This is a genomic window from Kribbella pratensis (assembly GCF_004365355.1).
GTDB lineage: Bacteria > Actinomycetota > Actinomycetes > Propionibacteriales > Kribbellaceae > Kribbella.
This window is the reverse complement of record NZ_SODP01000002.1, coordinates 1226087-1247876: the sequence shown is the minus strand read 5'-3', so window position 1 is coordinate 1247876 and position 21790 is coordinate 1226087. Positions and strand designations below refer to the sequence as shown.

At 68.3% G+C, this 21790-nt stretch carries 24 protein-coding genes; 8 read left to right on the top strand and 16 right to left on the bottom strand.

Annotated elements, in window-relative coordinates:
• Positions 1 to 6: 6 nt before the first annotated feature.
• Genes EV653_RS22690 through EV653_RS22675 form a run of 4 tightly spaced genes read right to left on the bottom strand, consistent with a single transcriptional unit; the run spans position 7 to position 2615 of the window.
• Positions 7 to 408: a VOC family protein gene (locus EV653_RS22690; RefSeq protein WP_134105720.1), complete on the bottom strand. Its 402-nt coding sequence runs from the start codon at positions 406 to 408 to the stop codon at positions 7 to 9.
• 11 nt (positions 409 to 419) lie between these two features.
• Positions 420 to 770: an SgcJ/EcaC family oxidoreductase gene (locus EV653_RS22685; protein ID WP_134105719.1), complete on the bottom strand. Its 351-nt coding sequence runs from the start codon at positions 768 to 770 to the stop codon at positions 420 to 422.
• Positions 767 to 1930, bottom strand: coding sequence for a YbfB/YjiJ family MFS transporter (locus EV653_RS22680; RefSeq protein WP_134105718.1), 1164 nt, complete (start codon positions 1928 to 1930; stop codon positions 767 to 769). The genes EV653_RS22685 and EV653_RS22680 overlap by 4 nt, the downstream gene beginning before the upstream one ends.
• Positions 1905 to 2615 carry an SDR family NAD(P)-dependent oxidoreductase gene (locus EV653_RS22675; protein WP_134105717.1) on the bottom strand — a complete coding sequence of 237 codons (711 nt, stop codon included), beginning with the start codon at positions 2613 to 2615 and terminating at the stop codon, positions 1905 to 1907. Before EV653_RS22675 ends, EV653_RS22680 begins: the two co-directional genes overlap by 26 nt.
• 106 nt (positions 2616 to 2721) lie before the next feature.
• Between EV653_RS22675 and EV653_RS22670 the strand changes: the two genes are divergently transcribed.
• Positions 2722 to 3633: a LysR family transcriptional regulator gene (locus tag EV653_RS22670; RefSeq protein ID WP_134105716.1), complete on the top strand. Its 912-nt coding sequence runs from the start codon at positions 2722 to 2724 to the stop codon at positions 3631 to 3633.
• On the opposite strand, the gene EV653_RS22665 is transcribed toward EV653_RS22670, so the two are convergent.
• The gene (locus EV653_RS22665) at positions 3621 to 4400 is read right to left on the bottom strand and encodes a GntR family transcriptional regulator (RefSeq protein WP_134105715.1); all 780 of its coding nucleotides are present in this window, start codon (positions 4398 to 4400) and stop codon (positions 3621 to 3623) included. The two genes, EV653_RS22670 and EV653_RS22665, sit on opposite strands and share 13 nt — an antisense overlap.
• Positions 4401 to 4551: 151 nt before the next feature.
• Between EV653_RS22665 and EV653_RS22660 the strand changes: the two genes are divergently transcribed.
• Positions 4552 to 5568 carry a YeiH family protein gene (locus tag EV653_RS22660; RefSeq protein ID WP_238159968.1) on the top strand — a complete coding sequence of 339 codons (1017 nt, stop codon included), beginning with the start codon at positions 4552 to 4554 and terminating at the stop codon, positions 5566 to 5568.
• Here the strand turns inward: EV653_RS22660 and EV653_RS22655 are convergent.
• The 3 genes from EV653_RS22655 to EV653_RS22645 all read right to left on the bottom strand — a co-directional run bounded on the left by EV653_RS22655 (position 5553) and on the right by EV653_RS22645 (position 8810).
• Complete coding sequence (locus EV653_RS22655; protein WP_134105714.1) at positions 5553 to 7361, bottom strand: glycoside hydrolase family 2 protein; 1809 nt, start codon at positions 7359 to 7361, stop codon at positions 5553 to 5555. The genes EV653_RS22660 and EV653_RS22655 overlap by 16 nt on opposite strands.
• 280 nt (positions 7362 to 7641) lie before the next feature.
• On the bottom strand, positions 7642 to 8346 hold the full coding sequence (locus EV653_RS22650; RefSeq protein ID WP_134105713.1) for a class I SAM-dependent methyltransferase: 705 nt from the start codon (positions 8344 to 8346) through the stop codon (positions 7642 to 7644).
• 2 nt (positions 8347 to 8348) lie between these two features.
• A complete protein-coding gene (locus EV653_RS22645) occupies positions 8349 to 8810 on the bottom strand; it encodes a GNAT family N-acetyltransferase (RefSeq protein WP_134105712.1) in 462 nt (153 codons plus the stop codon).
• 175 nt (positions 8811 to 8985) lie between these two features.
• Between EV653_RS22645 and EV653_RS22640 the strand changes: the two genes are divergently transcribed.
• From EV653_RS22640 to EV653_RS22630, 3 genes are read left to right on the top strand one after another with little or no spacing between them, the layout of a single operon-like run.
• Complete coding sequence (locus tag EV653_RS22640) at positions 8986 to 9741, top strand: TRM11 family SAM-dependent methyltransferase (protein WP_134105711.1); 756 nt, start codon at positions 8986 to 8988, stop codon at positions 9739 to 9741.
• A 59-nt stretch (positions 9742 to 9800) separates the two neighbouring features.
• Positions 9801 to 10151, top strand: coding sequence for an ArsR/SmtB family transcription factor (locus EV653_RS22635; RefSeq protein WP_202871783.1), 351 nt, complete (start codon positions 9801 to 9803; stop codon positions 10149 to 10151).
• Positions 10144 to 10818, top strand: coding sequence for a cation diffusion facilitator family transporter (locus EV653_RS22630; RefSeq protein ID WP_134105710.1), 675 nt, complete (start codon positions 10144 to 10146; stop codon positions 10816 to 10818). Before EV653_RS22635 ends, EV653_RS22630 begins: the two co-directional genes overlap by 8 nt.
• Here the strand turns inward: EV653_RS22630 and EV653_RS22625 are convergent.
• From EV653_RS22625 to EV653_RS22610, 4 genes are read right to left on the bottom strand one after another with little or no spacing between them, the layout of a single operon-like run.
• A complete protein-coding gene (locus tag EV653_RS22625) occupies positions 10786 to 11670 on the bottom strand; it encodes an amidohydrolase family protein (RefSeq protein WP_238159967.1) in 885 nt (294 codons plus the stop codon). The genes EV653_RS22630 and EV653_RS22625 overlap by 33 nt on opposite strands.
• A 5-nt stretch (positions 11671 to 11675) precedes the next feature.
• Positions 11676 to 12911, bottom strand: coding sequence for an ATP-grasp domain-containing protein (locus EV653_RS22620; RefSeq protein WP_134105709.1), 1236 nt, complete (start codon positions 12909 to 12911; stop codon positions 11676 to 11678).
• A gap of 51 nt (positions 12912 to 12962) precedes the next feature.
• Entirely contained in the window at positions 12963 to 13709 is a 747-nt protein-coding gene (locus EV653_RS22615; RefSeq protein WP_134105708.1) for an esterase family protein, read from the bottom strand.
• Complete coding sequence (locus EV653_RS22610; protein WP_134105707.1) at positions 13669 to 14745, bottom strand: alpha/beta hydrolase; 1077 nt, start codon at positions 14743 to 14745, stop codon at positions 13669 to 13671. The genes EV653_RS22615 and EV653_RS22610 overlap by 41 nt, the downstream gene beginning before the upstream one ends.
• Positions 14746 to 14788: 43 nt before the next feature.
• On the opposite strand from EV653_RS22610, the gene EV653_RS22605 reads away from it, so the two are divergent.
• Entirely contained in the window at positions 14789 to 15154 is a 366-nt protein-coding gene (locus EV653_RS22605; protein WP_134105706.1) for an MmcQ/YjbR family DNA-binding protein, read from the top strand.
• Here EV653_RS22605 and EV653_RS22600 read toward each other — a convergent pair.
• Together EV653_RS22600 and EV653_RS22595 are read right to left on the bottom strand one after the other, a co-directional pair.
• Positions 15151 to 16245 (bottom strand): winged helix DNA-binding domain-containing protein, encoded by a 1095-nt coding sequence (locus EV653_RS22600; RefSeq protein ID WP_134105705.1) that lies wholly within the window; start codon positions 16243 to 16245, stop codon positions 15151 to 15153. The genes EV653_RS22605 and EV653_RS22600 overlap by 4 nt on opposite strands.
• Positions 16242 to 17408 (bottom strand): epoxide hydrolase family protein, encoded by a 1167-nt coding sequence (locus tag EV653_RS22595; RefSeq protein ID WP_166679513.1) that lies wholly within the window; start codon positions 17406 to 17408, stop codon positions 16242 to 16244. Before EV653_RS22595 ends, EV653_RS22600 begins: the two co-directional genes overlap by 4 nt.
• A 61-nt stretch (positions 17409 to 17469) precedes the next feature.
• Here EV653_RS22595 and EV653_RS22590 point away from each other — a divergent pair, with 61 nt between their 5' ends.
• Positions 17470 to 18450 carry a helix-turn-helix transcriptional regulator gene (locus tag EV653_RS22590; RefSeq protein ID WP_134105703.1) on the top strand — a complete coding sequence of 327 codons (981 nt, stop codon included), beginning with the start codon at positions 17470 to 17472 and terminating at the stop codon, positions 18448 to 18450.
• Between the two features lie 172 nt (positions 18451 to 18622).
• Here EV653_RS22590 and EV653_RS22585 read toward each other — a convergent pair whose 3' ends face one another.
• Together EV653_RS22585 and EV653_RS22580 are read right to left on the bottom strand one after the other, a co-directional pair.
• Positions 18623 to 19363, bottom strand: coding sequence for a response regulator (locus EV653_RS22585; RefSeq protein WP_166679590.1), 741 nt, complete (start codon positions 19361 to 19363; stop codon positions 18623 to 18625).
• Positions 19360 to 20715 carry a sensor histidine kinase gene (locus EV653_RS22580; protein WP_134105701.1) on the bottom strand — a complete coding sequence of 452 codons (1356 nt, stop codon included), beginning with the start codon at positions 20713 to 20715 and terminating at the stop codon, positions 19360 to 19362. Before EV653_RS22580 ends, EV653_RS22585 begins: the two co-directional genes overlap by 4 nt.
• A gap of 344 nt (positions 20716 to 21059) precedes the next feature.
• Between EV653_RS22580 and EV653_RS22575 the strand changes: the two genes are divergently transcribed.
• Complete coding sequence (locus EV653_RS22575; protein ID WP_134105700.1) at positions 21060 to 21776, top strand: M15 family metallopeptidase; 717 nt, start codon at positions 21060 to 21062, stop codon at positions 21774 to 21776.
• Positions 21777 to 21790 lie beyond the last annotated feature (14 nt).

The following is a 21790-nucleotide window of genomic DNA, read 5'->3' as shown; positions in this document are numbered from 1 at the left end:
AACACTTCAAGCCTGCTTCAGGTCAAGTTCGGTGAAGAGCGTGAGTTGAATGCCACCAGGCGTTTCGAGCCGCGCGTTGAGCGAGTTCCACGGCGTACGGGTCGGCTCCGCGATCACCGTCGCGCCGGCGTCGGCGAGCTTCTGCGTCGTCGCCGCGGAGTCCTCCACCTCGAACGCGACCCGGTACTTGCCCGCAACCCGCCGACCGACCTCGACCGCGTCGATGAAGTCCGCCTGTCCGGGATCCGCGATCTCGAGGGTTGCCCGTTCGACCTCGAGGATCGTCACCCGCCCGTCCTCCGAGGAGTACGACGCACGCTCCGGCAGCCCGAGTGCGTCGCGGTAGAAGGCGACCGCCTCCTCGTAGTCGTCCGCCGTGACCACCAACCGCAGTTCCTTGACCGTCATGCGATCAGTATCTACAACCGCGAGACCTGATAGTGCGAGATGAGCCAGCCGTCATCAGTCCGCCGAAGAATGACAAGCAGATTCACCGGGATCGTCGGACGGTCGGTGAAGCTGAAGTCGACGGCCAAGTAGGCGAGCAGCGTGTCCTCACCGAGGCCCCGGGTCTCAAGCAGCTTGTACTGCGGGGACAAGCCGACGGGCTGTGATTCGTAGTACTCCGCAACGGCGTCACGGCCGACGCCGTACGGATGCAGGCCTTGGAAGATCGCGTCCTTGGTGAAGAGCGCGGCGGCGCGTTGCGGATCGTGGTCGTCGATGGCTGACTTCCACTGGGCGAGGACGTCGTACAGGATGTCGTTCATGTGAGTTCCTTCGGTTGACGGCGCACCAGGAGCGCGGCCGCCGCGGCGAGAGCCACGACGCCGGCGCTGACCAGGAGCGCCTGGTGATATCCGTTGTGGAGCAAAGGTCCGACGGCCAGCGGGCCGATGATCTGGCCCAGGCTGTAGCCGGTGGTGAGGATGGCGACCGCGTGCGGCACGTTCAGTTCGGCGCCGATCGCGATCGCGAGATTGGCGACGCCGAGGAACGTCGCACCGAAGAGCGCCGCGGAGATCAGCGCGGCCGCGATCCCGTGGATGAAGGTCGGTAGCGCGATGCCGACTGCCTGCAGGAGCAGCGCGACCAGGAGCAGCGTCGACCGCGACCACGAGCGACTCAACCAGGCCCAGAGCGCGGTCGACGGCAGGGCGGCCAGGCCGACGATGATCCAGGCTCCGTTGCCGACAGCACCGGACGCCGTTTCGTTGATCGCTGCAACGAGGAACGTGCCGGCGATGATGTAACCGATGCCCTCCAAGGTGTAGCTGGCCAGGAGCGCGTTGAAGTGTCGCGATCTGGTGCCCCGCGCAACAGTTGCTGGCCTGGCCGACCCAGTGAGGTGCCAGGCCGGGATCGTGCAGGCGATGGTGAGCAGCGCCGTGATCCACCACGCCGTACGCCAGTTGCCGCCGGCAAGCACTGCGCCCGAGAGCGCGATGCCGGCGCCGACTCCGCCGAATGTCCAGCCCACGTGGTGACTGTGCAGCCGGGGGAGTACGGCGCTGACCGCGATCACGAACACCAGCGCGCTCGCGATCCCCGCGATCAATCGCAGCCCGAGCCAGAGCGATCCGCTCCGGCCCAGCGGCATCAGGGCGAGCGTCGCGGCGAGGATGAGCATCGACAGCCGGAGGACCCAGCGTGAGTGGATCAACCGCGGTACGGCGATGGCGGCCAACGCCCCGGCGAGGTAGCCGGTGTAATTGGCCGTCGCGAGCCCCGCGCCGAGACGCGGGGACAAGCCGACCTGTGCATGCATCATCGGCAGGATCGGCGTATACGCGAACCGGCCGATCCCCATCCCGCCGGCCAGCGCCGCAGCCCCCTGCCCGGCCAACCGCCAGGCGGCTCGACCAGCTGCGAACCTCTCGGTGAGCGTGGCAGTCGCCGACATCTCAGTGGCCTGCCTGTTGGCCGCCATCTACGTGCAGCACCTCGCCGGTGACGAACTTCGCGCTCTCCAGGTACGTGACCGCGTCGACGATCTCCTCGATCTCGCCGAGCCGGCCGACCGGGTGCAGCGCCGCGAGGAACTCGTGCGTCTCTTGTGGGTGCATCGGTGTACGAATGACGCCCGGCGACACCGCGTTGAACCTGATCCCCCGCGCGGCGTACTCGGTCGCGAGCGACTTGGTGACCGAGTTCAGCCCGCCCTTCGTCAGCGACGCGAGCGCGGACGGAACCGTGCTGAAGGCGTGTTCCGCGAAGCTGGTGGTGATGTTGACGACATGCCCGCCGTCCTCGTTCTCGAGCATCGCGGTGATCGCGCGCCGCGTGGTGTCGAAGAAGCCGCGCAGGTTGAGGCCGGTGATCTGGTCGTACTCCTCGTCGGTGTACTCCGTGAACGGCTTGGCGACGAAGATGCCCGCGTTGTTGACGAGCGTGTCGATCCGGCCGAAGGTGTCGAGGCCCTGCTCGATGACCTGCGCGCCGACGCCCGGCTCGGCGAGGTCGCCCGGGACGGCCAGCACCAGCGGGTCGTCGGAGCGGGTGATGGTCCGCGAGTTCGCGACGACGGCATAGCCGAGCTTGCGGTACGCCGTGACCAGGCCCGCCCCGATGCCCTGGGACGCTCCGGTGATCACGGCGACTTTCTGGTGGTTCATGGTTCTCCTTCTCGAGGTTGTTGATTCGATGGTGGTCGAACCATGCGAGCTTTTCCACGACCGCTTTGCTCCCAGCTGGGAGGCTCCGCCTACTACGCTGTGGCAGGTGGAGCTGCGGCAGTTGCGGTACTTCGTGGCGGTCGCCGAGGAGCTGAACTTCGGGCGGGCCGCGGCCCGGTTGCACATCGCCGGGCCCTCGTTGTCGCAGCAGATCAAGTCCCTCGAGCGGGACCTCGGCGTGCGGTTGTTCGAGCGCGACCGCCGTACCGTGACGTTGACCGCCAATGGCGAGACCCTGCTGCCGCAGACGCGGGCGTTGCTCGAGCAGGCGGATGCGTTGCGGCGGACGGCGCGGGGATTCGCGGCGAGCGAGCCGGTGCGGTTGGGGTACGTCAGTTGGCGACCTCCGGATCTGGCCGAGCGGGTGTCCGGGGTAGCGCAGTTGCTGGTCGACGCCTGGGTGATGCCGTCGCATACGCAGGCCGCGCGGGTCGCGGACGGGAGTATCGACCTCGCGATCTGTTGGGTTCGTGCGACCGACCTGGCCGAGCAGGAACTGTCCGGCCGGCTGCTGGGAGCGGATCGATTGTTTGCGGTATCGGCCGGCGACGAGCTGCCGGTCCGGGCGCGGGACACGGTCGTGCTGGTCGATGCGGACACCGAGGCGTGGGCTTCGTGGAACATCTACGCGGTCGAGTTCGCCCGGGCGACCGGCGCCACGGTCGAGCGGATCGAGGACCACGGGATCACCGGTCCGGGGTTCTTCGATCACGTACGCCGGTTGGGCCGGCCGATCGTCAGTTCGCCGAAACGGGATGCGACACCGTTGCCGCGAGGCTTCGTTCGCCGCCCCGTCGTCGAGCCGGTTCCGGTCTGGACGTGGGCGCTGGTAGCTCGGCAGGACGAATCGCGTCCCGCCGTACTCGCGGCTGTTGACGCGTTGACCCGGGACGTGAAGGTCGACTTCGACCCGGCGACGTCCTGGTTACCTGCGGACGACCCGTTTCACCAGGCCTGAGACAGGGCCGTGGTGCTCGGCGTCAGACGGTAGCCTGCGTTCGCGGAGAACTCCGCAGACAGGGCGAATCGGTCACCGCGCACGAGGGTGTGGCGCCACTCGACCGCGCGGTTCTGTGCGGTGCCTTGCCGGACGATCGAGAAGACCGCGGCGTCGGCGGGGCAGTGCAGGAGCGCTCGCTCCGACGGACTCGGGTTCACTGCGCGGATGTCCTCGCGGCCGTGGTCCAGATTGATGCCGGTGCGGGTGGAGAGCTCGTTGTAGAGGCTCGTATGGGTGAAGTCGGCGTCGAGGAGCGGTTCCGCGAGGGTCGCGGGGAGCCACACGCGGTCGAGTGCCAGCGGCTCATCACCGGCGTACCGGAGGCGCTCGAGGTAGAGCAGCGGAGTGGATCCGTCCAGGTTGAGCCGGGCGGCGATCACGCCGTCCGCACGGATATCGAGCGCGCGTACGGCGCTGCGCTGCGGGAGGCCGGATTCCTCGACTGAGGAGAACAGACTGTAGAGCGCGCCCATCGGCTGCCGGATCTCCGGCACCGTCGCGACCCGCGGCTGCCGTCCGCGCTCGGCGATGATCAGCCCGTCGGCCCGCAGCTGAACGAGCGCCTGGCGAACGGTGTGCCGGCTGACCTCGTACTCGTCGACCAGCGCGAGCTCTCCGGGGAAGGCGTCGTCGAACTCCCCGGACCGCAGTCGCCGGACGAGATCCTCCTGCAACTGCTTCCACAGCGGCCCGCCGCCGGCACGGTCCAGCCTGCCCACGCTCATCCGTTCCTTCCGGGTTGCTAAATGTCCGGTCATCTCCTACCGTAAATGTGCGTACATTTCCGCAGGAAGGACCGGCTCAGTGGTGCACCTTGAGGTTAGGCCACGGCACACCTCGGCTGCCGCTGCGAAGCCGGCGTCCCGGATCCCAGGCTTGGCAGCTGTCCTGGTGATCACCGCGGTGGCGGTCCCGCTCGGGCGGCTGGTGCCCGTTGTGGGCGGGCCTGTCTTCGGGATCGTGCTCGGAGTGATCGCCGGCCTGTTCATCCAGCCGCTCCGCAGCGAGGCCTGCCGCCCGGGGTACGACTTCGCCTCGAAGACATTGCTCCAGCTGTCGATCGTCGTACTGGGAACTGGTCTGTCGCTTCAGCAGGTCGCCCGCGTCGGTGTCTCGTCGCTGCCGGTCATGCTCGGCACGCTCGCGCTGGCCCTTGGCGGAGCATGGTTCTTCGGGCGGCTGCTCGGCGTACGCGGAGATACTCAGACGCTGATCGGCGTCGGTACGGCGATCTGTGGCGGCTCCGCGATCGCCGCCGCGACTGCCGCGATCGGGGCCCGGCGTTCGTCGGTTGCCTATGCGATGGCGACGATCTTCACGTTCAACATCGTCGCTGTGCTGACGTTCCCGCCGCTCGGCCATCTGCTCGGGATGAGCTCGGAATCCTTCGGCCTCTGGGCCGGTACTGCGGTCAACGACACGTCGTCCGTCGTCGCGGCCGGGTACGCGTACAGCCAGGCCGCCGGCGATCAGGCGATCGTGGTGAAGCTGACCCGCTCGCTGACGCTCATCCCGATCGTGCTGACGCTGGTCGCGCTGAAGATCCGGCGTGAGAACCGCGCGGCTCGTGCGCTCGACGCCGCGGGAGAGGGTTCGTACGACGGCGCCACGACGTCGATCCGCAAGCCGCTGCCGTGGCGCAAGCTCGTCCCGCTGTTCCTGATCGGGTTCATCGCCGCCGCGGGCCTGCGCTCCGCGGGCGTCGTCCCCGACTCCTGGCTGCCGACTCTGACGATCATCGGCAGCACACTGATCACATCCGCACTAGTTGCCATCGGACTATCACTGCGGCCGCGTGAGCTGCGCGACGCAGGACCCAGGCCGCTCCTGCTCGGAGCGATTCTCTGGGTCCTGGTCGCGGTCGGCAGCCTCGGACTTCAGTCCTTCTCGTAAGCCGCCTGGCGGTCCTGGACCGCCTTGATCCGCGGCACGTCGAGCTTGTTGGAGCGGTCGAAGTTGTAGATGCCGTTCTCTTCCTGGAAGACGTCGGTCAGCTGCGTGTAGCAGTAGCCGAACATCAGCTCGTTGTCGAGGAGCGCGTCGACCAGGCCGGCGAAGCGGGTGTAGAACTCCTCCTCGTCCGCGACGCGCTGACCGTAGCCCCATGAGTCGGCGGAGTTCCCGGTCTTCCCGGCGGCGGCCTTCTCGGCGTTCCACCAGATGCCGCCGAACTCGCTGCAGAAGTACGGCTGGCCGTCGTACGGGAGCGAGATCGGCTTGCCCTCGGGACCACCGGTGTTGCCGTACGGCTTGTTGTTGACCAGGTCCGCCATCTGCTCGGCGAACTTGGCCGGGTCCTGCTCGTAGTTGTGCGAGTCCCAGACGTCGGTCTCGGGCACGCGGTGGCTGTAGCCGGACGCGTCCAGCACAGGACGGCTGGTGTCGGCTGCCTTGGTGGCAAGGAACATCGCGCGGGTGACATCGTCGAGCTGGGTGATGCGGTCGTGCAGCAGCTGGTGGGTCTCGTTCAGCGGGCACCAGCCGACGATGCTCGGGTGGCTGTAGTCGCGCTCGACCGCCTCGAGCCACTGGGCGACGTACGACGCCGTCGGCTGCTGGTTGTCGTTGTCGGTGTTGCCGACGCCGGAGCCCCAGTCGCCGAACTCGCCCCAGACCAGGTAGCCGAGCCGGTCCGCTTGGTACAGGAACCGCTCCTCGAACACCTTCTGGTGCAGGCGCGCGCCGTTGAACCCGGCCGCCAGGCTGAGCTCGATGTCGCGGATCAGCGCCTCCTCGGACGGCGCGGTCATCAGGCTCTCCGGCCAGTACCCCTGGTCCAGCACGAGCCGCTGGTACACGTGCTTGCCGTTGATCAGGATCGCCTTACCGTTGATGCTCACCGAGCGCAGACCGGCGTACGAGTCGGCCTGGTCAATAACGTTGCCATCGGCATCGATCAGCTCGAGGCGTACGTCGTACAGGTGCGGGTCGGTGGTGTCCCAGAGGCGGACGCGTTCGGCCGGGAGCTGGAGGGTCAGGCGCGGGGCGAGGTCCAGGTCGGCGCGTACGTCGGCCGTGGTGACCTCCCCGTCGGCGTCCTTGAGGGTGGCGCGGATCGTGTGGCCGGGCTTGTTCGCGGAGACCGGGACTTCGAGGTGGAAGCTCGAGCCGGCGACGTCCGGGGTGATGCGCGGGCGCTTCAGGTGCACCGGGGGCACTGCTTCGAGCCAGACGGTCTGCCAGATGCCGGTGGTGCGGGTGTACAGGCAGCTGTGGTTGAAGTACAGCTGGCTCTGCTTGCCGCGCGCCTGCGGACCGCGGTGGCTGTCGCGCGCGCGGACGACGATCGTTGCTTCTTCGCCCGGGGCGGCAACGTGGCGGAGGTTGGCGCTGAACGGCGTGAACCCGCCGCGGTGCCGGACGACCTCGACGCCGTTCACCCAGACGGTCGCGTCGTGGTCGACTGCCTGGAAGTGCAGCACGGCCTCCTTGCCGGCCCAGTCGGCGGGGATCGTGACGGTGGTGCGATACCAGACCGCTTCCAGGAAGTCGACGTCCTCGATCCCGGACAACTCGGTCTCGGGCGCGAACGGTACGACGATGCGCTGCGTCAGCTCCCGCTCCCGCAGCCCTCGCTCCAGCCCGGAGTCCGACAGGTCGATCTCGAACTGCCAGTCACCGTTCAGATTCACCCACTCCGAACGAACGAACTGCGGACGCGGATACTCCGCACGAGGCTGCGACATGAACTCTCCCGTGAAGCTGATCGGTGGCGGGACACCCGCACTTTACAACGTTGAAATCAGTGCATCAATGGGTGCGGAGCAAATGGGGTCACCACTCGCGCCGGCTCCCGAGTCCCGGCGGCATGGCGGAGCGGACCGCCGACACTGACCAACCCGCCACACCCCCACCCGAACGACGGCACCGCACGCGTGGCCACGCCTCACCGCAGCCGGCCGGCCTCAGTTGATCAGTGCCCCACGTCCGCAGACGCCGACTGACGACGCGCCGGTAGCCGAGTCGCTACAGGTTGGTGAAGAGCGCGGTGTTCAGGAAGTCGGGGGCGAAGGTGTTGGGGCGGGCGGGGTTTACGGGGCGGAGCTCGACCGGGGTGAGGGTGGCGAAGATCGTGCGGAGGTCGTCGAGGGAGAACGTCATGCCGCCGTAGGTGTCGCCGGTGGTGACGATGTCGAGGTCGCTCGGGGTCTCCATCCGCTCCGCCGCGAAGGTGACGACTGCGAACCGGCCGCGGACCAGGGGAAGGATGCGGTCGAGGTAGGTGATGCGCCGGTGTGGCGCGATGTGGTGGAAGCAGCCCGAGTCGTACACCAGGTCGAACGGGCCGGCCGGCAGCGGATCCCGCAGCACGTCGAGTGCGGTCAAGGTGACTGATGCAGGCATGGTCGGACGGATCGCGTCGAGCAGTTCGCCGGCGAGATCGACCGCCTCGACCGTGGCTCCCTGTTCGGCGAACCACCGGGTGTTGCGTCCGGCGCCGCACCCGACGTCGAGCACCCGCGCGCCCGCGAGATCACCGAGCAAGCCGCGCTCATGCCAATCAACCAACGGCTCGTCCGGCAACCGGCTGGTCAGTGGATGTCCAGGCGTCGTCAACAACCCGGTCCAGTACTCCGCCGCGGAGGCATGTGATCGATCGCCGCGGCCGCTCGAGGCCACCATCTGATCGAGTACGTCCAGCAGTTGATCGACCGTGTGGATCCGCGACATTGTCAGAGTCTAGTGAGGGTCTTCCCGTAGCAGCGGGTCAGTGGTTCGTTGACGTATTTGCCCCATGGAGCCGTCTGCACAAATCCGCTCGACTCGTACAGCGCGATCGCCTCCGGTTGGCGCTCGCCGGTGGTCAGGCGGAGAACCGGATGTCCCTTCGCCCGAGCCGCCCGCTCGAGCCCGGCCAGTAGCGCCCGCGCATATCCCTTGCCACGAGCTGTCGGTGTCACGTACATCCGCTTGACCTCGGCGTCGCCCGGATGAGCACTGCCCGGCTCGAACACCTGGACGGCGCCGCACCCGACGGCCCGGCCATCGTCGTCGAGCGCCACGAAGTACCGCGCTCCGTCCTTGACCTGCGTCCGTCCCTCGGCCCCGTTCCGCGAGACGAGCTCGTCGAACGCGGCCTTCAACAGGACGGCCAGCTCCGCGTCGTCGGCCGGCCGTTCCTCCACGTCTGCCATCCGCCAACAAAATCAGATGAGGATCGGTGGCGCGACCGAATACCCTGCCACCGATGTCGTGTTTCTGAAGGCGTAGGTACGGCCGCGGCCGGCTCCGGACGGAGTCGGCCGGCTGTGTCGTGCGTACGCCGCGCTTCGACTGTTCCGTCGATCGCGAGCCTTCAGGAGCATTGCCGTGCCACACCTTGTCCTGCGCACCATCGATGGCGCCGCCGATCTCCTCCTGGAGGAGTTGCGTGCGATGCCGTCCGTCCGCTCGATCTGTCAGCTGTCCGCCGAGACCGTCGAGTGTGCGGTCGACGGTCCGTGGGACGAACTCGTTGCCTGCACGCTCTATTTCACGATCGCCGTCGGTGATCCGGGCAGACCGGCGGTCGAGGTCTCGTCGTTGTCCTGGATGCGCCGCTTCGGCCGGCTGGAGCGGTTGCCGTGGTCAACGAATCCGGTGGTCGCCGAGGTGCTCGTCCGGCTGGCGAAGGTCCGGCCGGGGCATCGCGTGGTCGATCCGTTCTGCGGTACGGGAACAATTCTTCGAGCGGTACGCCGTCGTGCGCCGGGCGCCCACGTCATCGGGACGGATCACGACCCCCGCGCACTCGAGATCGCGTCCAGGAACCAGGCCCACGACCTCGTGGAGGCGAAGGCCGACGCGTTGCCGCTGAAAAACCGAAGCGTGGATCGCGTCGTCACGAATCTGCCGTTCGGCAAGCAGGTCGGCAGTCACGAGCTCAACCGCACGCTGTACCCGGCAGTCCTGCGCGAGGTCGACCGCGTCCTCGCCGCCGACGGTCGCGCCGTCCTGCTGACCGAGGACAAACGCCTTCTACAGAACGCGATCCAGCGACACCGTGCTCTCAAGGTCGTCCGCCAACGCCTCCTCAAGTACAACGGAGCCACCCCCACGGCGTACGTCCTCACCCGCGTCCGGTGACCGACGGGGCCTGGGGACGGCGGGGTGCGGAGTTCGCTCAGGTGCGATAACATCGTCGAATGGCGATGGATGTGGTGGATGAGGCCTCGGCGCTGGCGGTCGCGAGCTGCTTGTTCCACGGTTTCAGTGATGCGTCGCGGTTGGCGATCGTGCGGCACCTTGCGTTGGGGGAGCACCGGGTCGTGGATCTGACCGAGCACCTGGGGCTGGCGCAGTCGACCGTGTCCAAGCATCTTGCGTGTCTGCGGGACTGCGGGCTGGTCGAGTCGCGACCGCAAGGGCGGGCTTCGTTTTTCAGCCTGTCGCACCCCGAGGCGACGATGGACCTGCTCGCTGCGGCCGAGCGCCTCCTCGGCCTCACCGGCGACGCCGTCGCCCTCTGCCCGAACTACGGGCTGAATCATGGCTGAACCGCTGCAGCTCGGCTCCGCGGGCTCGGCCTGGGTCGTCGACCCTGCCGAGCGTCGCCGCCTCGGTCGCCGCGCCCAACTGCTGGCCGGGGCCTCCGTCACCTACAACGTGATCGAGGCCGTCGTCGCAGTCTCGTCCGGGATCGTCGCCGGCTCGGTGGCCCTAGTCGGATTCGGGCTGGACTCGGTCGTCGAGGTTTCGAGCGGCCTGATCATCCTCTGGCAGTTCCGCCACCCGCTCCCGGAGTCCCGCGAACGCCGAGCCCTTCGTCTGCTCGCCTTCTCCTTCTTCGTCCTCGCCGCGTACGTCGGTTTCGAGTCGGCGCGCAGCCTGATCACCGGAGCCGATCCGGACACGTCTCCGGTCGGCATCGGTCTGGCGATCGCGTCCTTGATCGTGATGCCGTTCCTGTCCTGGGCTCAACGACGCACAGGCAAAGCGCTGGGCTCGAACGCGGTTGTTGCGGACTCGGCGCAGACGCTGCTCTGCACCTATCTGTCCGCGGTGCTCCTGGTCGGCCTGGTGCTGAACGCAACCCTCGGCTGGTCCTGGGCAGATCCGATCGCCGGCCTGATCATCGCCGCTGTGGCAGTCCGCGAGGGCGTCGAGGCCTGGCGAGGTGAGGGCTGCTGCTCACCCCTCGGCGGCTCCTGCAAGGCCGAGTAGGCGGGCGCCGTTGTGCCGACACACCGAGCGCAGCCAGTCGTCGCCTAGTTCGAGCGCGTCGAGTGAGGCCAGCTGGACGGCGTACTCGTAGGGGATGTTGGGGAAGTCGGTACCGAGCACGATTCGGTCCTGCAGGTCGGCCAGCCGTGGGACCAGCTCGCGGGGGAACGGCATCATCGCCTCGGTGAATGGGGTCAGCGCCATAGTCGTGTCCAGATGCACATTCGGGTACGACGTGAGCGCGAGATGCTCGGCGTACTCCGGCATGCCGAGGTGGGCGATGATCGCGGTGAGCCGAGGGTGTCTGCGCAACACCTCGCCCATCGGCCCCGGACCCGTGTGCCGGCCGGGGATCGGGCCGGAGCCGCAGTGCACGACCACTGGAGTGCCGGCCTCGGCGAGCTGTCCCCACACATCGTCGAGCTCACCCGACCGCGGATCGTAGTCGCCGACCTGCACGTGGACCTTGAAGATGCGCGTGCCGAGCTCCAGCGCCTCGTGGACATAGCCGGCCGCTGAGGGCTCGTCGAAGAACGTCCCGCTCGGCACGCACCCGGGAGTGCGCGATGCGAAGTCCCGGGCCCAGGAGTTGAGCGACTCCGCCATCCCGGGCTTGTGCGGATAGACCAGCGCGGGGAACGCCTGCACGCCCAGCTCGGAGAGGGTCTTCAACCGTTCCTCGACCGAGGTCCGGTACGTGATCGGCCACTCGGTCCCGTAGTGCTCACCGGCCTGGTCGAAGTACGCCCAGACCGCATTCATCACCCGGTCCGGCAGGAAATGCACATGCACATCCACCAGCCCATCCAACCCGAGCCGCCGCCACCAGTCCGGTACCTCCGCGTCACGCACGCCCTCTAGCCTGCCTGATCCGCCAGCCAGAGGTCGGTCAGGCCCTTGAAGTGGGCGTGGAACTTCTCCTGCTCGTGCTCCGGGTACGTCGCGACGACCGTCTCGCGCAGCAGACGGTCGAAGTCGGGGCCGGCGACCCAGTCGCGGACGCGGAGGTCGAAGTCGCCCAGATGAGCCGCACACCATTCGTGGTACTTCGGGGTTTCGAAGTACTCGTCCGCGAGGGCCAGATAGGCGTCCACCTTCGCGTCGTAGTCCAGCGACGGGTCATCGGCGATCTCGAAGTACCGCTCGGTGTGGAGGTCGACCTTGCTGCGACGGCCGGTGGCGAGCGAGAAGACCGACCACTTGACCAGCGCGCTGATCGCCCACGGGAAGTAGTAGTGCAGCGAGGTGACCGCGACGTCCGGGCAGGCGTTGGCGTAGTCGATCGGGTGGACCGAGTCGCCCTTGACCAGCATCTCGCAGGAGTTGAACTCCCAGCCGAAGAACGCGTTCACGATCCGGCTGATCGCGACCGCCTGGTGTCCGGCCGACGGCGACAGGAAGTCGTGCGAGACGGCGTACCGGTTGTGCATCGGCTCGTCCGGGCGGAAGTCCATCACCATCGTCTCCGCGCCGATCGACAGCGCGCGGGCGAACTTGTCGTACTCGACCGTGGCCTGCAGGTGCATCAGCATCTCGTCCGACGCGTCGTACGCGCGGTGCAGATCGTCACGGTTGTTGATCCGCGACACCCCGCGCCATCCACCGCCGTCGAACGGCTTCATGTACAGCGGGTAGCCGAGGTCGTCGGCGATCGCGTCCAGGTCGAACGGCCGGTTGTACTTCGCCGACGTGTACGCCCAGCGCACGTTGTCGACCGGGTTCTTGTACGGCACCAGCACGGTCCGCGGGATCTTCAGCCCGAGCCGGAGCATCGCGCAGTACGCCGAGTGTTTCTCCATCGACTGGAACGTGAACGGGGAGTTCAGCAGGTACGTGCCGTTCATCAGCGCGGCCTTCTTCAGCCACTCGCGCGGGTGGTAGTACCAGTACGCGAGCCGGTCGATCACCAGCCCGACCCGGACCGGATCGTTGAGGTCGAACGGCTCGATGGTCAGCCGCCGGGACCCGAACTCGTGCTCGTGCCCGTCGAGCGTGACCGGCCCGACCCGCTGCAGCAACGCCTCGAACGCCTGCGGCCAGTCCTCCTCCGCCCCCAGCAACAATCCGATCAGATGACGCGAACGGTCAGACACAAGATCTCCTACAGATCGGGGAAAGGGAAGGAAAGAAGGAGGGGGTCATCCTCAGCAGAATCGGGGCAGATGATGGGCGAGCTGCTGACGCCACCACGGCCAGTCGTGTGCTACGTCGTACCCCCACAGATCGAGCTCATGCGGGATGCCCTTCTCGGTCAACAGCGCGTCGGTCGCACGAGCCGACGGCAACGAGCCTGTCGGGTTCGTCTCCCAGTCACCCTGACCTACCGTGAGCAGGATGAACAGCCGGCGGCGCAACCAGTCGAGATGTTCACCCGACAGGTTGGGCAGGTAGTCGACCGGATTGTTGAAGTACGTCGCGTCGCCGCGCTGGCCCCACGCGTGCCAACTGCTCGCGTCGTAGTTCCCGCTCTGACAGATTGCGACCGGGAACAGGTCGGCCCGCTTGAACGCGAAGTTCAACGCGTGAAAAGCACCCAGGCTGCAGCCGGTCGTGATGATGTCGCTGACCCCGGGCGAGTCGGCCGCGATCGCCGGGACGACCTGGTTCACGATCCAGGACTCGTACAGCTCGTGCCGGCGGGCCCGGTCCTCGAGCTGGATACTCCGGTCGGACCAGCTGACGTGGTCGTAGGAGTCGACGCAGTACAGCTTCACCCGCCCGGCCTCGATCAGGTCCGAGACGGCGTCGACCATGCCGTTGTTCTCGTAGTCCCAGGCCCGGCCCTGCTCGCTCGGGAAGACCAGCACCGGGCGGCCGAAATGCCCGTAGCGGATCACTGTTCCGGGGCGGTCAAGCCCCGGTGCCTCCAACTCGGCCTGCTCCCGTTCCATCCGCCCCACCCCAGGTCTGCGCCAGAAGATCCGTCAGATCAGGATGAAGCACATCCCGCCAGGCTGTGAAGTTGTGCATGTCGGGTGTTTCGTCGAGCGTGACCTCGAGGCCGAGCTCGGCGAGCCGCGCAGCCATCACCCGGTTGTTGTGCACATTCTCCTCGGTCGTCCCGGCAGTCATCCCGACCGGCGGCGTACTCGGCGCCGTGGTTGCCGTGAGCACCTGCTCGACGAACCCGGTCACCTCGGCATAGAACTCGAACCGGGACTCCTGCGGATCCGTGCCCGGCGTGAAGAACGACCCCGACTGCAGGAACAGCCCGGCGAAGGTGCCCGGATGCTGCCATTCCGCGTGCAGCGCCGCGAGCGCGCCCAGGCTGGCCCCCATGATCACCGGACGCCGGCTGCGGTACGACGTCTCGACCGCGGGCAGCACGTACTGGGTCAGCGCGTCGGCGTACTGCGGATTCGCCGCGTACCAGAGGTTGCGGGCAGTCGGTTCGATCAGCGCGAGCCGGAACGGCGGCAGCGTGGACTGGGCGACCATGGCGCCGGCGTACTGCGCGAGACCGGCGTACGCGGCGAACTCCGGACCGTCGTGGGCGAGCAACAGCGGTAGCTCGAACGTCGGGGCGATGCCCTCCGGCGCCCAGACCTGCGCGGTCACCGGCCCGACCGGGGACTCCGCGGTGAAGGGGGTCAGCGTCGACGGGATCGGCGGCACGGTCAGCCAGGCAGGTTCGACGTACCCCGGCAGCGGTAGCCAGGAATGGTGCCCGAACGCGCCGTCGACGGTCCGTGGATTCGTCGGATCTGTGCGCATCCCGAGGTCGGCGATGTCGAACAGGTACTCCATCCGGTGCACCGACGGGCGCGGCAGCCGCAGCTCCCAGCCGTAATCGACCGGCTTGAACTCGAGCAGCTCGGCGGGGAGCCCGAGCTCCTGCCACAACCGGACGCCCGTGAACGCATGCGGGGCATCACCGAGGCGGAACACCACCTCGGCTCCTTCGACCGCGCTCACGACACCAGGCATCCCACCAAGGTACCCAGGGAAACACTGACATGAGCTGTCAGCGATGCCTGTCTATCGTGGGGACGTGGTCGATCTCACCGACATCCGCGAAATCACCGCGGACCTGCCCCGCAGCTACGAGGTACTGGTCCGGGACCGGATCAAGTTCCGCGTCGGCCAGATCGTGTACCTCGCGGTCGCGCCCGACGAGCAGACCATCGGCCTGGGGTTCCCGCGCGAGGAACGCGCCGCCGCCCTGGCCGCCGAACCGGACAAGTTCCTTCCGCCGCGCCCGTCCGACGAACGCTTCCAGTGGATCGAGCTCAACCTGGCGGCCGTCGACTACGACGAACTCCGCGAGCTGATCCTCGACGCCTGGTCGCTGTGCGTCCCGAAGAAGGTCCGCCGCGAGTACTTCGGTGAGGCCTAGCGATCCGTCACGACGACCGGCGTGTCCTTGCTGCCGATCAAGGTGAGGAGCTCGGTGGCTTCGGCTTCGACAGCATCCCGGACGTCGGCGGTGATCGGGCCGTGGGTGATGACCTTCAGGCTCGGGTCGGCGCCGCGGTGATGGCGCCAATCGGCCGCGTAGTCCCCGTCGATCAGGACAGTGCCCATCGCGGCGCCGTTGCCCGGCGGCAGCGGGACCGGCCGTCCGGCCGGGTTGACCCGCCGTCGATCCGCGTGCGAGAGCAGCACATTGTCGTACTCCGGCAGGAACCGTACCGGCGCAGGCGTCTCACCATCAGGCAACGGTCCCTCCGGTACGTCGAACAGCTCCCGCCCGTCCTCGTCGGCGTACACGCGCAACCCGGGCCGGAGCCGATCCACGACCTCTCGCAGCTTCGTCAACCCCGACCATTGCTGTACGTCGGCCACGCTCGCCGGACCGAAGGCCGCCAGATAGCGCAGTACGAGCGCGTCGATCGACGGGTCCGCCACCGGTGACCGACCGAGCCAGCTCTCGATCGTCTGCAGCGCGGCGGGACCGGTCTCGCCCCAGACCCCGCGCGGCGTGACCTGGACGGTCCCGATCAGATAGCTGACGGCGTACGCCATCGCTGTCGCGTCCCAGTCCGGCCAGCGTTCGCCGAGCACGTCCCGGAGCCGGCTGCGGCTGTACGGCTCCCGGCTCAGCAAGTCGGTGCCATAGGCAACGACAGCGTCGAGGTCGGCCCCGGCCAGCCGTTTGCCGAACGCGCCTCGCAGTCCACGGTCCGCGACCGGATGCACGAGCCGCCACAACAGCAGGCAGTCGTCCGCGGTGACCAGATGGATCGTGGCCCGCATCAGTGAGGCGCGAACGGCCCGGCGTTCGGTCATCAGCTCGGACAACTCGGCCGGCTCGAAGTCCTCGAGCCTCGACCACAGCGCGACGTACGCCGCCAGCGGCGCCTGCGCCTGGAGTCCCACCAGGCGCTCGACCAGCTCGGCGACCGAACCGGTCTCCCGGCGCAACAACTGCTGCCGCTGGAGGAGAGCCCGGTTGAGCTCGCGACGGCTGAGGACGGGGCTGTTCACCGGGCCAGCGTACGGAAGAAGGCGCGCACGTCCTCGACGAGCAGCTCGCCGCACTCCATCGCCGGGAAGTGACCACCCTCGGCGAAGTCCGACCAGTGTGCGATCCGGTGCTCCGGATCGGTGATCCGGCGGACGACCGGGCTGCTGTTGAAGACGGCCCAGCCGGCCGGCACCGGCGACTGCGCGCCCCAGCCGAGTCCGGAGTGCGCCGCCTCGTACAGGAAGCGGGCCGCGCTCGCGCCGGCCCTGCGGAACCAGTAGATGCTCACCAGGGTCAGTAACTGGTCGCGGTCCACGGACTCCTCCGGAGACTTCGACGGATCGGTCCACAGCTGGAACTTCTCGGCGATCCAGGCCAGCTGCGCGACCGGCGAGTCGGTCAGCGCCGGCGCGATCGTTTCCGGCGTGTGGCTCTGCAGGTCCAGGTAGCCGCGTCCCGCCTTCCAGGACCTCTTGGCCTGCTCGATGACGGCCAGGTCATCGGCGTCGAGGTCGTCCGGCAGCGGCAAGAACTCGCCGGCCATCCCGAGGGTCCCTCGGTCGCTGTTCACGTGCGTGCCGATCACCCGGTCGGGCGCAGTCGCGCCGAGGTGGCCGGTGACGCCCGCGCCGATATCGCCGCCCTGCGCCGCGAAACGCTCGTACCCGAGTCGGGTCATCAGTTCGGCGAACGCGGCCGTGGTCCGCCCCAGCTCCCAGCCGCCGCTGGACAGCGGGGTGGAGAACCCGAATCCGGGCAACGACGGCACCACCACGTGGAAGGCGTCCGCGGCCTGCCCGCCGTGTGCGACCGGGTCGGACAGCGGTCCGAGCAGACGGACGAACTCGACCGCCGATCCGGGATAGCCATGGGTGATCAGGAGCGGCATGGCGTCCGGCTCGGGGGAGCGGACGTGGAAAAAGTGGATCGTCTGACCATCGATCTCGGTCGTGTACTGCGGAAAGCTGTTGAGCTCCTGCTCCGCCTTCCGCCAGTCGTACGACGTACGCCAGTACTCGGCGAGGTCACGCAGGTAGCCGCCGGGGATCCCGCGGCTCCAGTCGTCGGTGTCTCCCGGCACGGGACCCGGCCACCGGGTGTGCTCGAGTCGGAGCTTCAGGTCGGCCAGATCGGCGTCGTCGACCTCGATCAGAAACGGACGGATCTCTTGTGTGTCGGTCATGATTCGACCCTAGGAGCCACTGCGGAAGACTTTCTTCCGCAGTAACCGGCATGCTGGACGAATGTTGAACACCTCGGCCCGGCTGCTCCGGCTGCTGTCGTTGCTCCAGGCCCGCGCGCTGTGGTCCGGCCCGGAACTGGCCGAGCGGCTCGGAGTGACCACGCGGACCATCCGGACCGACGTCGATCGCCTGCGGCAGCTCGGCTATCCGGTGGAAGCCGCGCCCGGTCTGACCGGCGGCTACCGGTTGGGCGCAGGCGCGGCGCTGCCACCTCTGCTACTGGACGACGACGAAGCGGTGGCGGTCGCGATCGGACTGCGCACCGCCGCCAACGGAGGTGTGGAGGGCATCGGCGAGACCTCGATCCGGGCGCTGGCCAAACTGGAACAAGTTCTGCCGCCACGCCTGCGCCACCGGGTCAGCGCGATGCAATCGGCGACTCTCGCCGTACCGGGCGCCGGGCCGAAGGTCGACGCCGACGTGATGATCGCGATCGCCGCGGCGATCCGCTCCGAACACCGCCTGCGCTTCGACTACGCGAACCACGACGGGCGGTTGAGCAGCCGTGAAGTCGAGCCGCACCGGCTGGTCAGCATGGGCCGGCGCTGGTACTTGATCGCGTGGGATCCGGAGCGCGACGACTGGCGGACCTTCCGGGTCGACCGGATCACGCCGAAGATCCCCGGCGGCGCGCGCTTCACTCCCCGGGAGCTGCCGGAGACCGAGGTCGCTGCCTACCTACAGCGCGGCGTCGGGACGGCAACCTGGCGGTACTTCGCCCGCGTCCTGCTGCACACCTCCGCGGCCGAGGTCCGCGCGAAGCTGCCGCTGCCGGTCGAGATCGAGGAGCTCGGACCGGACCGCTGCCAGATCCGGCTCGGATCGGACACCCCGCAGATGCTCGCGCTCTATCTCGGGCTGCTCGACGTGGACTTCGAGGTCATCGACGCGCCGGAACTCTCGGCCGCGCTGACCGCACTGGCCGATCGTCTGCACCGCGCTGCCCGTTCGGATGCCCCTGGCAACGATCAGTCATCCTGAGGTAGGAGACCGGAACCATCCTGACGGCCGATGGGCGACGGAGTTCCGCGCGCGACTCTTGAATCATGACTGGGGATTTCCTACCCCGGCGCCAGAAGGCGTCGGTGCTGAGCCAAGCTCTGACTGTTGTGATTCTGCTAGCCGTGGGGGCGGTCGTGCTCTGGCTGTATTCCTAGGAATCCCAGCGGACGTCGGCTTCGCCCGGGCGAACCACGCCGGCCTCGTAGGCGACGACGACCGCCTGGACCCGGCTGGACAGCCCGAGCTTCGACAGGACCGAGCTCACGTGGGTCTTGACCGTGGTCTCACTGACGAACAGCTTCGTCGCGAGGTCGCGGTTCGACAGGCCGCGAGCCATCCAGACCAGGATCTCGCGCTCCCGTTCGCTGAGCTGGGCCAGCAGTCCGACCCAGCGCGGATCCGGCTGGGCGGGCGCGGCATTCGGCGTACCGCCGCCGACCTGGCGCTCGAGCTCCATGCAGCGCTCCAGCAACACCCGCGTCGACGCCGGGTCAACCAGGGAGTCGCCTCGGTACACGGCGCGGACGGCTGACACCAGCAGATCCGGATCGGTGTCCTTCAGCAGGAACCCGGACGCCCCGGCGCGTACCGCTGCCAGCACATACGCCTCGTCGTCGAACGTGGTCAGCACGAGTACGGCGGGACGTGCGCGTCCGGCCGCCCGATTCGCCGTCGTGATCCGCTCGGTCGCGACCAGACCGTCCATCACCGGCATCCGGATGTCCATCAGAACGACGTCCGGGTCGTACTGCTCGATCAGCCGCAGCGCCTCCTCGCCGTTCTCGGCCTGGGCGACCGTGGTCAGGTCGGGTTCGTGATCGAGGATCATCGCCAGCCCCATCCGGATCACGCCCTGGTCGTCGGCGACCAGGATCCGGATCGGCTCGTTCAGTTCTGCGGCGGCAGCCATGCCTGCACTCTCCATCCACCCAGGGGGCCGGCCGCGACGGCGAGGGTCCCGCCGACCGCTGTGGCCCGCTCCCGCATCCCGATCAACCCGTTGCCGCGGCCGCTCTCGCTGCGCCGCGCGGTCTCCAGCACGTTCACCGGCGGCGGCCCGCCGTTCCCGTTGTCGTCGATGGTGAGCAGCTCACCCTGCGGCCCACTCTGCCAGGTGACCCGCGCCGCGGTCGCCTTCGCGTGCACCATCACGTTGGTCAGCGCCTCCTGGATGATCCGTACCGCGGTCAGGTCCGCCGCCGACGTGAGCTGGCGCTGCCGCGGCGGCAGGTCCATCGTCACGTCGATTCCGACCGCCTTCAGCCGCTCACCCATCCGCGCCACATCGGCCAGATCCGGCACCGGCGCGGTCCCACCGCCCGATCCCGTGTCGCCGGCGATCTGGGGCGAGGCCGTGTTCAGCACCCGGACCGTCTCCCGCATCGCGGTCAATGCTTCCTTGCCGCTGGCAATGATCCAGCGGATCGCCTCCCGCAGTACTTCGGGGCGCTGGTCGGCCACCCGGTCGGCTGCCTGCGCGCGGATCACGACCGCGCTGACGTGGTGCGAGATCACGTCGTGGAGGTCCCGAGCGATCCGCGTTCGCTCCGCCACGGCCGCCCGCTCGGCCTCGACCGCGCGGAGGCGGATCAGCTCGGCGTTGCGCTGCTCCAGGAGCGCGACGCTCTTGCGTCGACGGCGGGCGTCCGCGCCGAGCAGCACCATCCCGCAGATCAGTGCCTCCGCGAACACGAACAGCGACACGTCGATATAGCTGTACAGGCTCGGCACGTCGCGCGGGAGGCTCCGGTACCGGTCGCCCAGCAAGACGTCGCGGTTCACGTGGCTGAGGACGAAGGCCACCACGGTCGGCAGCCCGATCATCAGCCCGGCCAGGCTGCCCATCGTGAAGAACAGGCAGGTGAAGCGCCGTACGCCGGCTGACGCGGCCAGGTAACCGACGACGAGCAGCGGGACCAGATGGATCTCCGACTGCAGCGCCGCGTCGCTGATCTCGGGCTGGCCGAAGATCGTCAGCCCGAGCTGGGCTGCCAGTCCGGTGCCGGCGGCGGCGTACAGGAAGGGGTAGAGGACCGAGACGATCACGAGCATCGTGCGCGGGATCCGGCGTACGAACGCGACCGTGGCGACCAGGAAGACGCCGGTCACCACGGAGACGGCCGGGTTGTGCGGGCGGAGGCCGGTGCCGTTGATGAGGTTCAGCGCGGCGAACCAGACCAGGCCGATGACCGCAGCGAGCAGCAGATCCTGCTGCCCCTGCGACATCCGACGCCAGAGTCCCATCACTTTAGTGACCCCTCGGCGTCGTGGCTCGGCGCTGCTCGCGCCCAGGCACGCACCTCCCGGCACTGGACGAGCGCCCACGATGCTCCGCATCGAGGCCACTCGTCCAGCACCGCGATGCACGCACCTGAACACGAGCATCACTCGAGCCACAACGCCGAGGGGTCACTTGCCCAGCGTAGTCAGTCGGTGTTTGCCGAAGCTTCATCTGCGCGGAGGGGCAGTTCCTCCAACTTTTGGAGGAGGCTCGGCGTCCGAACTGATACTCAGGGGCTACAGGTGGGGCGCGAGGACGGTCCCTGAGACCGATGTGTCGACCGCGCTGATCCGAAAGGCTGTACCCCATGAGGAACGACCTGCCGCCACGCCGTCGCGGCGCGGTGCGGACGCGGTTGCTGTCCGTGATCGGTGTGGTCGGGGTCGGCGCGGTCGCCGGCTCGCTGCTGCTGTGGCACGCGCAGGTCGGGGACTTCCTCGGTCTCGCCGCGGACAAGGAGCCGGTGGTGTCGACCGTGAGCGCGCCGGCGGTCGGTGCGCCGCCCGCCACGACCCCGGCGGCCAGTACGCCGACGCCGACCCGTCGGCCGACGTACCCGCCGTCCACTCCGCCGAAGACCCCCACGACGACTCCGACGACTTCGACGAAGCAGAAGACGACTTCGGGCGTGCGGGAAGAGAGCATCAACGGGCTGTCGCCGAAGCTGAAGGCGCGCCTGAAGAAGGCGATGGCGGCCGCGAGGGCCGACGGCATCACGATCAGCATCACCTCGGCCCGGCGCAGCGCGACCAAGCAGCAGCGGCTGCTGAACGCAGCGATCAAGAAGTACGGCTCGTACAAGCTGGCGACGCGCTGGGTGCTGCCGCCGAAGTACTCCGCTCACGTGCAGGGCAAGGCCGTGGACATCGGTCCGGCGGCCGCGATGACCTGGCTGAACAAGAACGGCTGGCGGTACGGCGTGTGCCGCCGGTACGACAACGAACCATGGCACTTCGAGGCGCTGACCGCGCCCGGTACCAAGTGTCCGCCGCGCGAACCGCACGCGGTCGCCAAGGCCGACTGAAACCCAAGGGGGAA